Origin of the sequence: Segeticoccus rhizosphaerae (assembly GCF_005222685.1) — a bacterium.
GTDB lineage: Bacteria > Actinomycetota > Actinomycetes > Actinomycetales > Dermatophilaceae > Segeticoccus > Segeticoccus rhizosphaerae.
The window spans coordinates 103,487-117,968 of the sequence record NZ_SWMA01000003.1 but is presented as its reverse complement, the minus strand read 5'-3'; the positions used below and the strand labels follow the sequence as shown (position 1 = coordinate 117,968).

Annotated in this window: 10 protein-coding genes, 1 pseudogene and 1 riboswitch; of the genes and pseudogenes, 3 read left to right on the top strand and 8 right to left on the bottom strand. The window is 71.9% G+C overall.

What is annotated here, in order from left to right:
• The first annotated feature begins 59 nt into the window (after positions 1–59).
• The 3 genes and pseudogenes from FCN22_RS03405 to FCN22_RS03395 form a co-directional block, all read left to right on the top strand.
• Complete coding sequence (locus FCN22_RS03405; protein WP_238384487.1) at positions 60–1,778, top strand: DNA polymerase; 1,719 nt, start codon at positions 60–62, stop codon at positions 1,776–1,778.
• A gap of 155 nt (positions 1,779–1,933) precedes the next feature.
• Positions 1,934–2,149: a hypothetical protein gene (locus tag FCN22_RS03400; RefSeq protein ID WP_137120123.1), complete on the top strand. Its 216-nt coding sequence runs from the start codon at positions 1,934–1,936 to the stop codon at positions 2,147–2,149.
• A 104-nt stretch (positions 2,150–2,253) separates the two neighbouring features.
• Positions 2,254–2,724: pseudogene (locus tag FCN22_RS03395) on the top strand (maleylpyruvate isomerase N-terminal domain-containing protein); the annotation flags it as partial.
• On the opposite strand, the gene FCN22_RS03390 reads toward FCN22_RS03395, so the two are convergent.
• The 8 genes from FCN22_RS03390 to FCN22_RS22650 all read right to left on the bottom strand — a co-directional run bounded on the left by FCN22_RS03390 (position 2,621) and on the right by FCN22_RS22650 (position 14,439).
• Positions 2,621–3,559: a proteasome assembly chaperone family protein gene (locus FCN22_RS03390; RefSeq protein WP_137120122.1), complete on the bottom strand. Its 939-nt coding sequence runs from the start codon at positions 3,557–3,559 to the stop codon at positions 2,621–2,623. The pseudogene FCN22_RS03395 and the gene FCN22_RS03390 overlap by 104 nt on opposite strands.
• 182 nt (positions 3,560–3,741) lie before the next feature.
• Positions 3,742–7,623: an ATP-dependent RNA helicase HrpA gene (hrpA, locus tag FCN22_RS03385; protein WP_137120121.1), complete on the bottom strand. Its 3,882-nt coding sequence runs from the start codon at positions 7,621–7,623 to the stop codon at positions 3,742–3,744.
• Positions 7,624–7,762: 139 nt separating this feature from the next.
• A complete protein-coding gene (locus tag FCN22_RS03380) occupies positions 7,763–9,088 on the bottom strand; it encodes a bifunctional o-acetylhomoserine/o-acetylserine sulfhydrylase (protein ID WP_137120120.1) in 1,326 nt (441 codons plus the stop codon).
• Positions 9,089–9,184: 96 nt separating this feature from the next.
• Positions 9,185–9,300, bottom strand: a riboswitch (SAM riboswitch).
• A gap of 47 nt (positions 9,301–9,347) precedes the next feature.
• Positions 9,348–10,115: a sirohydrochlorin chelatase gene (locus FCN22_RS03375; protein WP_137120119.1), complete on the bottom strand. Its 768-nt coding sequence runs from the start codon at positions 10,113–10,115 to the stop codon at positions 9,348–9,350.
• Complete coding sequence (gene cobA, locus FCN22_RS03370; RefSeq protein WP_338016630.1) at positions 10,112–10,885, bottom strand: uroporphyrinogen-III C-methyltransferase; 774 nt, start codon at positions 10,883–10,885, stop codon at positions 10,112–10,114. The genes FCN22_RS03375 and cobA overlap by 4 nt, the downstream gene beginning before the upstream one ends.
• Positions 10,882–11,607 (bottom strand): phosphoadenylyl-sulfate reductase, encoded by a 726-nt coding sequence (locus FCN22_RS03365; protein ID WP_137120118.1) that lies wholly within the window; start codon positions 11,605–11,607, stop codon positions 10,882–10,884. Before FCN22_RS03365 ends, cobA begins: the two co-directional genes overlap by 4 nt.
• Positions 11,604–13,334, bottom strand: a complete 1,731-nt coding sequence (locus tag FCN22_RS03360; RefSeq protein ID WP_137120117.1) for a nitrite/sulfite reductase — start codon at positions 13,332–13,334, stop codon at positions 11,604–11,606. The genes FCN22_RS03365 and FCN22_RS03360 overlap by 4 nt, the downstream gene beginning before the upstream one ends.
• Before the next feature lie 310 nt (positions 13,335–13,644).
• Positions 13,645–14,439 (bottom strand): DUF2249 domain-containing protein, encoded by a 795-nt coding sequence (locus FCN22_RS22650; protein ID WP_137120116.1) that lies wholly within the window; start codon positions 14,437–14,439, stop codon positions 13,645–13,647.
• Between the last annotated feature and the right edge of the window lie 43 nt (positions 14,440–14,482).

Below are 14,482 nucleotides of genomic sequence, written 5' to 3'. Positions count from 1 at the left end.
CGGAGCCCCGAGGCCGCCGACGCCGCTTCGAGCCGGTCGTGTCGCCCCGGTGCGGTTGGATGAATGACATGGCCGTCGAGGGAGTGCAGGCGCCTCTCGGCGCCGACCTCGCGTCCGTCGCGTTCGGCCCGCACCATGCGGCGGTGCGCTGGTCGGACGGTGCGCGGACCGGCAGCGTCGAGCAGATCGTCTCCTTCGTCGGTGAGCTGGAGGCCTCCCACCGGCCGCGGTGGGTCTGGTGGGCCGCTGACCCGCACGCGGTCCCGCTGGTCTCGGCGGGCCTGGTTCTCGGGCGATGCTGGGACCTCGCGGAGGCCCACCGCATCCTCGCCGGCGGGTGGGAGGCCGACCCCGGTCACGTGTGGGCACGGGCGCACGGTCTCGATCCTGCGGCCGCTCCCCGACCAACGGCCGGTGACCTGTTCGACTTCACCTCACCGACCGAACCCGGCCTCACGTCGTCGGCTGCCGCAGCGGGGCCGACGAGGGCCGACGGGCACTTGCGCCGCGAGGTCCTCTCCCCGGACTTCCTGCGCACGCCCGATGGGGTGTCGACGGTGGCCGACCTGGCCCTACGCGCTGCTGTCGCCCAGCGAATCCTGTTGGCGCAGCAACACACCCGAGCCGTCTCAACGGCATACTCGGAGTCGGCGGCCGCGCTCTTGTGTCTGGAACTGTCCCGCGACGGCCTCCCGGTGCACCGCCAGACCCTCGAGTCGCTGATCGCGGCGGCGGCGGGTCCGCGTCCGGAGTCGGAGCGGCACGCCATGGAGATCCGCCGCGAACGCGACCTGCAGGTGCTGCGGCACGTCCCCGGGCGGGAGTCGACGGATCTGCGCAACCCGGTCCACGTGCGTGAGCTGCTGCGCGCCGTGGGCGTGGTCGTGCCGGACACCCGGGCGTGGCGACTCGAGCCGTTCCGCGCAACGCATCCCTTGGTGGAGGCCCTGCTGCAGTGGCGAAAGGCCGAACGCATCGCCACCACCTATGGATATTCCTGGCTGACCGCGCACGTGGGGCCGGACGACCGGTTGCGTGGCGGGTGGACCGCGTGCGACGGGGCCGCGGGCCGGATGACGGCTCAGAACGGCCTGCACAACCTGCCCGCGCCGCTGCGTCCCGCCGTGGCCGCCCATCCCGGACACGTCTTCGTCCGTGCCGATCTGGGCCAGATCGAACCCCGGGTGCTCGCGGCCGTCTCGGGTGATCGACGGTTCGCGGCCGCCGCCCAGTCGGACGATCTCTACGCCCCCGTGGCCGCCGATCTCGGCGTGGACCGGCCGGTGGCCAAGGTGGCGGTGCTGGCCGCGATGTACGGCCAGACCAGCGGACCCGCCGGCGAGGCGCTGCGCGGGATGGAGCGCTCCTACCCGGTCGCGTTGGCCTACCTGCGGTCGGCGGCCGATGCCGGTGCGGCAGGCCGCGCCGTGCAGACCTACGGCGGCCGCCGCGTCCCCGTGCCCACCAGCGACACTCCTGCGGGACGAGCCGCCCACGGCAGGTTCGCGCGCAATGCCGTGGTCCAGGGTGCGGCGGCAGAGCTGTTCAAGGCCTGGGCCGCGACGGTGCGGCTCGCCGTGGCGCCGCTGGGAGCGCAGATCGTCCTGTGCCTGCACGACGAGCTCCTGCTCCACGTGCCGCTGGAGCACTCGGCAGAGGTCGCCGCCCTCGTGACCTCCTGCCTGGACGACGCGGCACGCCGCTGGACCGGGTCCCGTGACGTCCGGTTCGTGGCGGACACCAGCATCATCGAGCGCTGGTCCGACGCCAAGCCCTGACCGAGGGACCGAAACGGCGGATCGTCCGAACGGACTATTGGCCCGACCATGGAATTTTACAGATTATTGCCGTGAAAAAGCTGCGGTCACAAGGAGATCTGAGGAGAACCACGTCGGACGAAAGGTCTGCGGCAGTCCCTGACGACGCCGCTCACGTGTGGGTCGGCGCGGCCCTGGTCGGCATGGGACAGGGCGACACCCGCCGCGCCGAGCACGCCGCGAGGACCGGCCGTCACGTCCTGCCGGTGGGGACGCGGATCGAGGTGCTCGAGGTCTACTGCTCCCGTTGCCGCGTGCCCTACAGCGAGCGCGCGTGCGCCTGGCCGTGCGGGGGTGCAGCACTCAGGAACGCCGTCAACCCTTCCGGGTGACCCCTCGTCCGGCCCGATGAGTTTCCTGGGTTCTCCGGGTCTGCTCCTCGTTCCCGACGACACTCGAGGAAAGAGGTGGCAGAAGGTGCGACCCAAGCCAGACAGCCAAGCCAGACAGCGGGGAACCGAGAGCAGGCAAGCCGCGCCCTGGGGACGCCCACCGGCTCGAGGAGGGCTGGCGCACCCGGGTTCCCCAGCAGCTGCTCGCCATGGCGCAGGCCTGGCGTGACCCAGCAGCCTGGGAGGGCACCACCGCCGCAGGCAGCGTCGAGCTGCCCGGCGAGATCGCCGGCCTGGTCGCGCTGAACGAGACACTGGTGCACGGCTGGGACATCGCCCGAGCCACAGGACAGGCCTACGACGTCGAGCCGCAGCCGGCGGAGCAGTGCATCGTGGTCATGGCGCCGCGCCCCGGCGAGGAGCGCCCCGTGGCCGTGCCGCAGCGCCGAAGGCGCCCAAGTCGCGGCCGACTCAGTCCTGCGGGCCGGACTCTCCACCGTCGTCCGGACGGCTGTTCTCGCGCAGGAACTGCTCGAACTCGGCCCCGATCTCGTCCGCCGACGGCAACTCGCTGACATCGGTGGCCAGCAGGCTCGGGTGCTGACGCCCCTCCATGAAGGTGTCGTACTGCCGCTCCAGATCGGCCACGACCTCGGCCACCTCACTGGACGACGCGACCTCGCGTGCGATCTCCTGACGGTTCAACCCTGCCATCGCGGCCAGGCCGGTCGTCGGCAGCTGCAGTCCGCTGACACCACCGATCGCCTCGAGTCCGGTCAGGGCCGCATCCGGGTACTCGGCCTGGGCGAGGTAGTGCGGCACGTGCACCGCGAAACCGACGGCGTCCTCGCCCGACTCGCCGAGCCGCAGGTGCAGCAGGGCGTCGATGCTGCCGGGCACCTGGACCGTGCCGAAGACGGCCGAGTGGTCGGCGATGAGCCGCGGGTCGGTGGCGTGCGCCGTCAGCCCCACCGGTCGGGTGTGCGGGACGGCCATCGGGATGCCGTTCGCGCTCACCGTCAGCTTGATGCCGAGCAGCCGGATCAGCTGGTGGATCGCCTCGATGACGCGCTCCCACTGGTAGTCGGGCTCGGGTCCGGTCAGCAGGAAGAAGGGGTCACCGTCGGCGTCGGTGACGCGGTAGAGCAGCAGCGACGGATCGGCATACGTGCTCCAGCGGTCCTTGTCGAAGGTCATCGCGGGACGTCGGCCGCGGTAGTCGAGCAGCTGGTCGACGTCGAAGGACGCCACGACCGTGTGCTCCAGGCTCTCCAGGAGGTGGCTGGTGAGCAGCCGCTGGGTGTGTCCGGCGTCGATGAAGCCGCCCAGGGACACGACCAGCACCGACGCACGCAGCTCGGTCGGGTCAGTATCGGTCTCGAGCTGATAGAGCTCGTGTGGGTCTCGCACCGTAAGCCTCTCGTGGTCGTAGGTGGCACTCTATGGTCTCAACACCGGATCCACCGGGAGGATTCCGCCCTCACCCGGGTCGAGGCGACGCCACGGCGTGCCTTTTCCACGGTTCCGCGAATGGTGCCCGCTCGAGGGGGCCCGGAGCGTGCGTTTTCCACGGTTCCGCGGATCGTGCCCGGTCAGTCCGGGAGCGCGTCCATGGCCTTGTAGATCCGCTTCTCCGAGACCGGGTATGCCGTGCCGAGGCTCTGCGCGAACAGGCTGACCCGCAGCTCCTCCAGCATCCAGCGCAGGTGGCGCACATCGGCTGCCTGCCGGCGGGCCGGCGGCAGCCAGGCCAGGAGCTCGTCGTACTCGTGCGTGCACTGCTGCACCACCGTCATCCGGTCGGCGTCCCGTGCCAGATCGGTGGGTGCGTGTTCCGCGCGCAGGAGCATGCCGCGCAGGTAGCGCTCGAGCTGTTTGACCTGCGGGTAGCCCGTCGCGGCCACGAAGCCGGGGAAGACGAGGCCCGCCAGCTGCTTCTGGAGATCGGTCCGCACCGCCGCGACGCGGGGGCTGCCGAAGGCGGCGAGGGCGAGCTCCACCTCTCGCGCCCGGTCGAGGACCGGGCCGACCGCCTCGACGACGGCGATGACGCGCGGCACGACCTCGCGCTTGACCGTCGCGAGCGCCTCGTCGAACTCGGCCTCGTCGCGCACGGTCGCACCGGGTCGCTCCGCGACGATCGAGTCGACCGCGGCGGCGAGGCAGTCGTCGAGCAGGGCCGGCACGCTCCCGTGCGGGTTGTGACCCAGGGCCAGCTTCTGCGCGTTGGTGAGCAGCCCGAGGACGCGCTTCCACGGGGCCGTGGTGTTGAGCAGCAGGAGCCGGCGCACGCCGAGCCGCGTCGCGGCATCGCGCTCGGCCTCCGTCGGCAGCACGCGGACGGCCACGCTGCCGCCCTGGTCGACGACCGCGGGGAAGCCGTGCACCACGCGGTCGCCCTGGCGCCGTTCGAAGCGCTCCTGCAGCCGGCCGAAGTCCCACTGCTGCAAGCCTTCCCGTTCGACCGCCCGGCCGATCCGCTGCATCGTGCGGCGCACCTCCGGCCGGAGGCGGGACTGGAGCGCCTCGAGGTCCTTGCCCTCACCGAGCGGGCGACCGCGGTCGCCCTCGATCCGGAAGGTGACGCGCAGGTGGTCGGGCACGCGGTCCCAGTCCCACGCGTCCGGGGCGACGGCGACGCCGGTGCGCTCGCGCAGCGCTCGGCCGAGCTCCTCGGTGATCGAGCCGGCCCGGGGGTCGGCAGCGGCGAGCGCCGCCCTCGCGTGGTCGGGAGTGGGGACGAAGTTGCGCCGGAGCGCCTTGGGCAGCGACTTGAGCAGGGCGATGGCGAGGTCCTCGCGCAGTCCCGGCACCTGCCAGTCGAACCCGGCGTCCTGGACCTGGTTGAGCACCTCGACCGGGATGTGCACGGTGACGCCGTCGGCCTGGGTGCCGGGCTCGAACTGGTAGGAGACCGCAAAGGTGAGGTCGCCCTGATGCCACTCCTGCGGGTAGGCGTCGGCATCGATCTCGTCGGCTTCGTCGCTGACGAGCAGGTCCTCGGTGAACGTCAGCAGATCGGGGTTCTCGCGCCGAGCCTTCTTCCACCACGAGTCGAAGTGCCGTCCCGAGACGACGTCTGCCGGCAGCCGCTCGTCGTAGAAGTCGACCAGCGTCTCGTCGTCGACGAGCAGGTCGCGACGGCGGGCGCGCTCCTCGAGTTCGCCCAGCCGGCGAACCAGTTCGCGGTTGGCGTGGAAGAACTCGTGGTGGGTGTCCCACTCCCCCTCGACGAGCCCCTGCCGGATGAAGAGGTCGCGCGACTCCTCGGGGTTCACCCGCGCATAGCCGACGGTGCGCCCGACGACCAGCGGCACGCCATACAGCGTCACCCGTTCCTTCGCGACGGCGCTGGCGCGCTTCTTGGACCAGTGCGGCTCGGAGTAGCTGCGCTTGACCAGGTGCTGCGCCTGCTTCTCGATCCACGCGGGGTCGGTGCGGGCGTTGACCCGCGCCCACAGCCGCGACGTCTCGACGAGCTCGGCCGACATGACCCACTGCGGCTGCTTGCGGAAGAGCGCGGAGCCGGGCGAGATGCCGAACCGTGCCCCACGGGCCCCGAGGTAGTCACGCTTGTCGGGGTCGCGCAGGCCGATGTGCGACAGCAGCCCGGCCAGGAGCGCCTGGTGGATCCGGTCGGCGTCGGCCTCGTCGGAGTTGAGCGTCAGCTCGAGCTGTTTGCAGGCCTGCTTGAGCTGGCTGTGCAGGTCCTGCCACTCACGAATTCGCAGGTAGTGCAGGTATTCCCGCTTGCACATCCGCCGGAACGCACTGCCCGACAGCTCCCGACGCTGCTCCTTCAGGTAGCGCCAGAGGTTGAGCAGCGCCATGAAGTCGCTGTGCTCGTCCTTGAAGCGGGCGTGGCTCTGGTCGGCCTGCGCCTTCTTGTCGGCGGGCCGCTCGCGCGGATCCTGGATGGACAGGGCCGCGACGATGACGAGCACCTCGCGCAGGGCTCCGTTGGTCTCGGCCTCGAGCAGCATCCGGGCCAGTCGTGGGTCGACCGGCAGCCGGGCCACCTTCCTGCCGTATGCCGTGAGCCGCTTGCGTGGGTCGCTCACCGACCCGTCGATGCAGCCGAGCTCCTCCAGCAACCGGACGCCGTCGGCGACCTGCCTCGAGTCCGGCGGGTCGACGAAGGGAAACCTGACGATGTCACCGAGGCCCAGGGCGGTCATCTGCAGGATGACCGACGCGAGGTTGGTGCGCAGGATCTCGGGGTCGGTGTAGGCCGGTCGGGCGTCGAAGTCCTCGCGGGAGTAGAGCCGGATCGCGATGCCGTCGGCGACGCGGCCGCACCGGCCCGAGCGCTGGGCGGCGCTCGCCTGCGAGATCGGCTCGATCGGCAGGCGTTGAACCTTGGTGCGCTGGCTGTAGCGCGAGATCCGCGCGGTGCCGGCGTCGACGACATACCGGATGCCGGGCACCGTGAGCGAGGTCTCCGCCACGTTGGTGGCCAGCACGACGCGACGGCCGCTGTGCGAGCTGAAGACCCGGTGCTGCTCGGCGGCCGAGAGCCGCCCGTAGAGCGGCAGGATCTCGGTCTGCGGCAGCGACATCCCGGTGAGCGCGTCGGCGGCGTCACGGATCTCTCGCTCCCCCGACAGGAAGACCAGGATGTCTCCGGTGCCCTCGGTCCACAGCTCCTCGACCGCCTCGCAGATGCCGGTGACCTGGTCGACGTCGACGAGGGTGTCGCCCTGTTCACGGACGAGGGGTCGGTAGCGGACCTCGACCGGGTAGGTGCGCCCGGAGACCTCGATGATCGGTGCAGGTCTGCCGTCGACTGCGAAGTGCTCGGCGAAGCGCTGCGGGTCGATGGTGGCCGAGGTGATGATCACCTTGAGGTCCGGCCGGCGCGGCAGCAGCTGCCGGAGGTAGCCGAGGATGAAGTCGATGTTGAGGCTGCGTTCGTGCGCCTCGTCGATGATGATCGTGTCGTAGCGGCGCAGCTCGCGGTCGCGCTGCATCTCCGACAGCAGGATGCCGTCGGTCATCACCTTGACCAGGGTGTCGCGCTGGGAGTGGTCGGTGAAGCGGACCTGGTAGCCCACCGCCGTGCCGAGGTCGGTGCGGGTCTCCTCGGCGATCCGCTCCGCCACCGACCGGGCGGCGATCCGGCGCGGCTGGGTGTGGCCGATCAGGCCCTCGACCCCGCGGCCGAGCTCGAGGCAGATCTTGGGGATCTGCGTCGTCTTGCCCGACCCCGTCTCGCCGGCGATGACCACCACCTGGTGGTCACGGATGGCCGTCGCGATGTCGTCCTTGCGGGCGACGACCGGCAGGTCCTCGGGGTAGCGCAGGGGGGCAAGGGCCGCCAGCGCAGCCGCGCGCCGCTCGATCCGGGCCGCTCGCTGGTCTGAGGTCTCCCGCGGTCGGCGACCGCCTCCATCGTGCTGCGCACGACCGCCGTGCGAGCGGCGCCGCCCGGGGTTCCGGGCACGCGAGGACGACCGCGTGCGCTCGGAGGACATGGTGGCAAGGATAGGTGCCCCGTCCCGCTGCGCTCACCCCGATATGCGCGCGGTCCGGTGGAGTCACCGCCGTTGTTGCGGCGAGAGCGCGCACTCGACGTCGCGCTCTCGCCGCAACGAGCGGGAGGGCAAGGTGCGGTCAGGAGGTCTTGGCCGCGGCGAAGCCCTGCTCGAGGTCGGCCAGGATGTCGTCGATGTGCTCGATGCCCACGGCGAGGCGCACCAGGCCCGGCGTCACGCCTGCCGCGAGACGGTCCTTGTCATCGCCCTGGGAGTGGGTGGTCGAGGCGGGGTGGATGACCAGCGAGCGCACATCCCCCAGGTTGGCGACGTGGCTGTGCAGGGTCAGCCCCTCGACGAACGCCCGGCCGGCCTCCAGGCCACCCGCGATCTCGAAGGCGAGCACCGCGCCGGCGCCCTTCGGCGTGTACTTCTGCGCCGCCGCGTGGAACTCGTTGTCCGGCAGCGACGCGTAGCGCACCGACTCCACCTGCGGGTGCTGGGCGAGGAACTGCGCGACCTTCTGGGCGTTCTCGACGTGCCGCTCGATCCGCAGGCTCAACGTCTCCAGCCCCTGGGCGATGAGGAACGCGTTGAACGGGGCCGGCGCCGAGCCGAGGTCGCGCAGCAGCTGCACGCGGGCCTTGAGGATGAAGGCGAGGTTGGCGCCGAACTGGCTGCCGACACCGAGGTCGCGGGCGTAGACGAGGCCGTGGTAGCTCTCGTCCGGCTGGTTGTAGTTCGGGAACCGCTCCGGGTCCTGGGCGAAGTCGAAGGTGCCGCCGTCCACGATGGCGCCGGCGATCACCGTCCCGTGCCCGGACAGGTACTTCGTCACGGAGTGGACGACGATGTCGGCACCCCACTCCAGCGGTCGCAGCAGGTAGGGGGTGGCGATCGTGTTGTCGACCACCAGCGGCACGCCGACCTCGTGGGCGACCGCTGCGATGTTCTCGATGTCGAGGACCTCGCCCTTGGGGTTGGCGATGGTCTCGCCGAAGAAGAGCTTGGTGTTGGGCCGCACCGCCGCGCGCCACGACTCCGGGTCGGTGGAGTCCTCCACGAAGGTGGTCTCCACACCAAGCTTGGCCAGGCTGTACTTCAGCAGGTTGTAGGTCCCGCCGTAGAGGTTGGGGCTGGCCACCACGTGGTCGCCCGCCTCGGCGATGTTGAGTACCGCGAAGGTGGAGGCGGCCTGGCCGGACGACAGCAGCAGGGCACCCACGCCGCCCTCGAGGCTGGCGATGCGCTTCTCGACGACGTCGCTCGTCGGGTTCTGCAGCCGGGTGTAGATGTTGCCGAGCTCCTTCAGGGCGAACAGGTCGGCTGCCTCCTGGGTGTCCCGGAAGACGTAGGAGGTGGTCTGGTAGATCGGGAGGGCCCGTGACCGGGTGTCCTCGTCGATCTCCTGGCCGGCGTGGATCTGGCGCGTCTCGAAGGACCAGTTGGGGGTGGTGTCAGTCATCGCTGTGGCCTTGCCTTTCGTGCGTTGTCGTCCAGGGAACGCACGCGCCCGCGCCGGTGGCGCGCCACGTGCGGTGCGGGGTGGCAGCGAACTGGTCTCCCGCGCTTGCACGACGTCGGGCGACGCCGTGCCAGGTCCTCACCCGGGGCACCCCACCGCGGTGGAGGGTTGCCGGTCAGCGAGCCGGGGCCGTTGCGCTGACACTCATGACCTGTCGTCAGGATAGCGGCGCGTCCACGGGCTGGATGGCGCGTCTCACTCATCGGACACCTGCGAGGTATGCCGCCCGGTCGCCGGCGTGGGCCGGCCGGCGGGTGAGTGCTGGCGGCGCGGCCGACCGGAAGCGGCGCACCACCAGGTCCACCAGCAGCGGGTGGGCGCCGATCGGCTCGCCGATCAGGTCGGCGCCGCTGCCGTCCAGTCGCGCTTGGAACACCCCGGGTGCGAGCAGGTATGACGCGACGCCCACCGTCGCCGCTCCCCGGCCCCGCAGGGCCGTGACGGCGTCGGCCACGGTCGGCGCGGCGGAGGCGGCGAAACCGACCGCCACGGGCGTGCCGAGGAGGCGGCGCAGGCGGTCGGCCGCGTGGTGCACCTCGTCGCGGGCCCGGGGATCGGTCGAGCCGGCCGCCGCGAGCACCGTCGCTCGGGGCACCGGCCCCGCAGCCGCGAGCCGATCGGCCACGGCCTGCAGCACCGCGTCGGCCGGTCCCAGGCAGGGCGTCACCGTGGCCAGGCCGCCGGTCGCCGCCACCGCGCGGGGCACGTCCACCCGCACGTGGTGACCCGCACTGAGGAAGATCGGCACCACGACGCACTCCGGCGTCTTCGCCAGCGCGTCGGAGAGGTGGGGACGAATCACGTCGATGTAGGACAGCCGGACGGCGACGCCGGGCAGCCGGTGGCCCACCCGCTGCCGCACCCGCTCGAGGACCTCCTGCCCCTGCGCGTCCCGGGTGCCGTGCGCCACCAGGAGCAGCTCCCGTGCCGCCGGTCCGTGTCGACTGTGCCGAGCAATGGTGTTCATGAGGTGACGCCCGCTTGCACGGCGGCCCCGGACCAGTGCGGGCTGAGCGTCACGACATCCCCCACCACCACGACGGCGGGCGAGCGCACCCGGGCGAGCGCCGCCACGTCGGCGATCGAGTCCAGCGTGCCCGTCGTGACCCGGTGGCGCGGGCCGAAGGCGTCCTCGACCACCGCGACCGGGCAGGCCGGGTCGCGGCCGGCAGCCATCATCAGGGCCGCGTTGCGCCGCAGGGTCGACACCCCCATGAGCACGAGAATCGTGTGGTCACGCCCCGTCGGCAGGTCGGGGACGTCCTCGTGCCCGGTCACGACGGTGAAGGCCCGCGCCAGGCCGCGATGGGTGACCGGGATGCCGACGGAGGCGGGAACGGCCAGGGCACTGGTGATCCCTGGGACGACCTCGACGGGGACGCCCTCCTGCTCACACGCCATACGCTCCTCGACGCCACGGCCGAGCACGTAGGGGTCGCCGCCCTTGAGGCGGACGACTCCCCTGCCGGCCGACGCCCGGTCGAGCAGCACCGCGTTGATCGCCTCCTGCGAGAAGGGGTGGTGCCCGGGCGTCTTGCCCACGTCGACGATCTCGACGTCGGCACCGAGGCCGTCCAGCACGCCACGGGGCGCGAGCCGGTCGACCACGACGACGTCGGCACGCTGCAGCAGCTCGACACCACGGGCCGTGATCAATCCGTCGTCACCGGGGCCGCCGCCCACGAGCGCCACCCAGCCGCCGGTCGGGCGGGCACCCCGTGCGTCGTCGGCGTTCACCGGTGGATCCCGCACTCGGTCTTGGCCAGACCGGCCCAGCGGCCCGACCGCGGGTCCTCGCCGGGCTCCACGCGGATGGTGCACGGCGCGCAGCCGATCGACGGGTAGCCCTCTGCCAGCAGGGGGTTCATCGGCACGCCGTGCTCGTCGGCGTAGTCGAGGAGGTCGTCGAACGTCCACGCCGCGAGCGGGTTGACCTTGACCAGGCCGTGCCGGGCGTCCCAGGCCACCTTCGGGCTGCCCAGCCGGGTCGGGGCCTCGTCGCGGCGAATGCCGCTGACCCACGCCTCGTAACCCGCAAGCTCCCGGGCGAGCGGCTCGACCTTGCGCATCCGGCAGCATGCCTCGGGGTCGTGGTCATACAGCCGCGCGCCGTGGACGACGTCCTGCTCGGCCACGGAGAGCTCGGCCCGCACGTCGACCACCGTGATCGGCAGCAGTGCCTCGGCGACGTCCCTCGTGCCGAGGGTCTCGACGAAGTGGTAGCCGGTGTCCAGGAACAGTACGTCGACGCCGGGCACGAACCGCGAGACCAGGTGTGCGAGCACACCGTTGGACATGCTGCTCGCGACCGCGAGCGACTCCCCGAACTGGCCCGCAGCCCAGGCCACCACGTCCTCCGCGGGCGAGGTGCGAAGCAGCCGGGAACCCGCCCGGGCCAGCTCCTCGAGCTGGGTGGCCGGCCGACGCGCGGTCCGCTCCCGCGTGCCCAGGTCGGTCATCGCAGGGTCTCCTCGGAGACCCGGTGGGCCCACTGCGCGAACGTCTCGTCACCGCGCTGCTCCCCCACGAACCGGCGGACCAGCCGCTCCACGTAGTCCGGGAGCTGCGCCGCCGTGACCTTGAGGCCGCGCACGGTGCGACCCAGCCCGGCCTCGTCCCGGTCCGTGGAGGCCAGTCCACCGCCGAGGTGCACCTGGAAGCCCGCCTCCTGGGTGCCGTCCTGCGAGGTGACCAGCTGGCCCTTGAGTCCGATGTCGGCCGTCTGGATCCGCGCGCAGGAGTTGGGGCAGCCGTTGACGTGCAGGCTGATCGGCGGCTCCACGGTGACGCCGGCGAGCCGGCGCTCGAGCTCGGCGACCGTGTCGGCCGCGGTGCCCTTCGTGTCGACGATCGCGAGCTTGCAGTACTCGATGCCCGTGCAGGCGATGGTCGAACGCCGGAAGGGGCTCGGCCGCACCGAGAGGCCGAGCTGCTCGAGGCCCGTGGTGAGCTCGGCGAGCCGGTCCGCGCCGACGTCGAGCACGAGCACCTTCTGGTGCGGTGTGAGCCGCACCCGCCGGCTCCCCACGCGCTCCACGAGATCGGCGAGCCGCCGCAGCAGCGTCCCGTTGACCCGGCCGACCAGTGGGGTGGCGCCGACGTAGTGCCGCCCGTCGCGTTGCTCGTGCACGCCGACGTGGTCTCCGGGGCGGGTCGCGCGGGCGGGCGCCGGGCCGTCGGGCAGTGGCCGGCCGAGGTATTCGGTCTCGAGCACCTCGCGGAACCGCGGGGCTCCCCAGTCGGCGAGGAGGAACTTCATCCGGGCCTTGTTGCGGAGCCGGCGGTAGCCGTAGTCCCGGAAGAGCCGCACCACCGACACCCAGACCTCGACGGCGTCCTCGGGGCGCACGAACGTCCCGAGCCGCTCGGCCAGCCGCGCGTTGGTGGACAACCCGCCACCGACCCAGAGGTCGTACCCCGGACCGAGCTGCGGGTGCACCACACCGACCAGGGAGATGTCGTTGATCTCGTGCACGACGTCCTGGCTGGGGTGGCCGGTGATGGCGCTCTTGAACTTGCGGGGCAGGTTGGCCAGCTCGGGGTCGCCGACGTAGCGCCGGCTGATCTCGTCGATGACCGGCGTGGGGTCGATGATCTCGTCCCGGGCGATCCCCGCCACGGGACTGCCCAGGATCACACGGGTGCAGTCGCCGCAGGCCTCGGTGGTCTGCAGCCCGACCGCCTCGAGCCGGCGCCAGATCTCGGGCACGTCCTCGATCCGCACCCAGTGCAGCTGGATGTTCTGCCGGTCGGTGATGTCGGCCGTGTCGCGGGCGAACTCGGTGGAGATGCCGGCGACCACCCGCAGCTGCTCGGTGGACAGCGCTCCCCCGTCGATGCGGATCCGCATCATGAAGTGACGGTCCTCGAGCTCGTGCGGCTCCAGCTGCGCGGTGCGGCCACCGTCGATGCCCGGCTTGCGCTGGGTGTAGAGGCCGAGCCACCGGAACCGACCACGCAGGTCATCCGGGTCGATCGAGTCGAATCCCTCTGTGGCGTAGACGTTCTCGACGCGGCCTCGGACGTCGAGCACGTTGCCCTCGGCCTTGAACACCTCGCCTGCGTTGAGCGGCTCGGTGCCGTCGACGGCCCACTGGCCGTGGCAGCGACGAGGTCGGGAGGGTCGTGCGGGCTGCTGGTCCGGCGGGTCCGCGCGGTCCTGCACGGAGGCTGACAAAGTGGTCATGGTGGGTCCTCACGGAAGGGGGAGGACGCGAGCCGCCGACGGCAGGAAGACCCCGGGCAGGGCCAAGGGGACGCGGAACCGGGCGACGCGCGCCCGGAGGGGGGCGGGACGCAGGTCCCGCAGGGTCAGGCGCGGCTCAGGCGGCCCGACACATGAGGTTGCTGCTGGTGCGCAGCAGGTCCACGTGACGACGAGTCACGAGGAAGGCGCTGCGGTCCAGGTCCATGCCCCGAGACTACGGGCGCCCTTCCAGCCTGTGAACCGTCCGTCCGCATGCCGGACCGATCCCCTCGGCCCGTCGGCCCGTCGGTCAGTCGCGCAGGAAACGGAGACGCCAGGCCTCCGGTCCCCGTTCGAGGTAGTCGACGGAGAACACCCCGGGGTAGCGACCCTCGATCTGCTGCAGCAGCGGCAGCGGGTCGTGCGGGGCGACCAGCACCAGCCCACCTCCGGGCTGGACCGCAGCCAGCGCGCCGAACACGGTCGCGTGCCGGATCTTGTGCGGCACCACCCGCGCGTCCAGCTCGGGCAGCTCGCCGACCGGGTCGCTCTCGCCGCAGCCACAGGCGTGGCCGTCGTGGCTGCCGGCGGCCGGAGCGCCGTGCTCGTGGGCCTCGTGTCCCCCGAGCAGCTCGTGCATCCCGCCGAGGATCTCGTGCAGCGAGACCGTCGACGACGAGGCGAGCAGCGGCAGGATCTGCTCGTTCTCCTTGCCCAGGTGGCTGTCGAACAGGACGCGCAGCGCCACCGCCTCGGTGGCGGCCCGCACCGGTGAATCCGCTCCGCGGACCGCCTCCACCTGCGCGCCGAGCACCTGGTGCTCGATCAGCATCGCGTCCACGAGCAGCCGCGCCCGGGGGTCGTCGTGGGCCGCGGCATACAACGTCTTCTCCTCTGCCATGGCATGGGGCAACAGCTCACGCTCGCACCAGGTCACCAGCCCGTGCCGGGAGGCGCCGGCCGCGTCGGCGTTGCCGTCCGTCGCCGCCGAGACGACGGCGGCCACATGGGCACGCAGGGCGGCGGCCAGCTCGGTGTGGTGGTTCTTGACGGCCTCCACCGCGGCCGAGTCGGCGGCTGTCGTTGCGACGACGAGGGTGTCCATGTCAGGTCCTTCGGTTGCGGGGGCACGGACGCAGCCATGCCAG

Excerpts from the sequence above, each read along its gene's own strand:
- FCN22_RS03405 (WP_238384487.1), top strand. The coding sequence starts at position 60 with ATGAATGACATGGCCGTCGAGGGAGTGCAGGCGCCTCTCGGCGCCGAC.
- hrpA (WP_137120121.1), bottom strand. The coding sequence starts at position 7,623 with ATGTCCTCCGAGCGCACGCGGTCGTCCTCGCGTGCCCGGAACCCCGGG.
- FCN22_RS03380 (WP_137120120.1), bottom strand. The coding sequence starts at position 9,088 with ATGACTGACACCACCCCCAACTGGTCCTTCGAGACGCGCCAGATCCAC.
- FCN22_RS03375 (WP_137120119.1), bottom strand. The coding sequence starts at position 10,115 with ATGAACACCATTGCTCGGCACAGTCGACACGGACCGGCGGCACGGGAG.
- FCN22_RS03365 (WP_137120118.1), bottom strand. The coding sequence starts at position 11,607 with ATGACCGACCTGGGCACGCGGGAGCGGACCGCGCGTCGGCCGGCCACC.
- FCN22_RS03360 (WP_137120117.1), bottom strand. The coding sequence starts at position 13,334 with ATGACCACTTTGTCAGCCTCCGTGCAGGACCGCGCGGACCCGCCGGAC.
- FCN22_RS22650 (WP_137120116.1), bottom strand. The coding sequence starts at position 14,439 with ATGGACACCCTCGTCGTCGCAACGACAGCCGCCGACTCGGCCGCGGTG.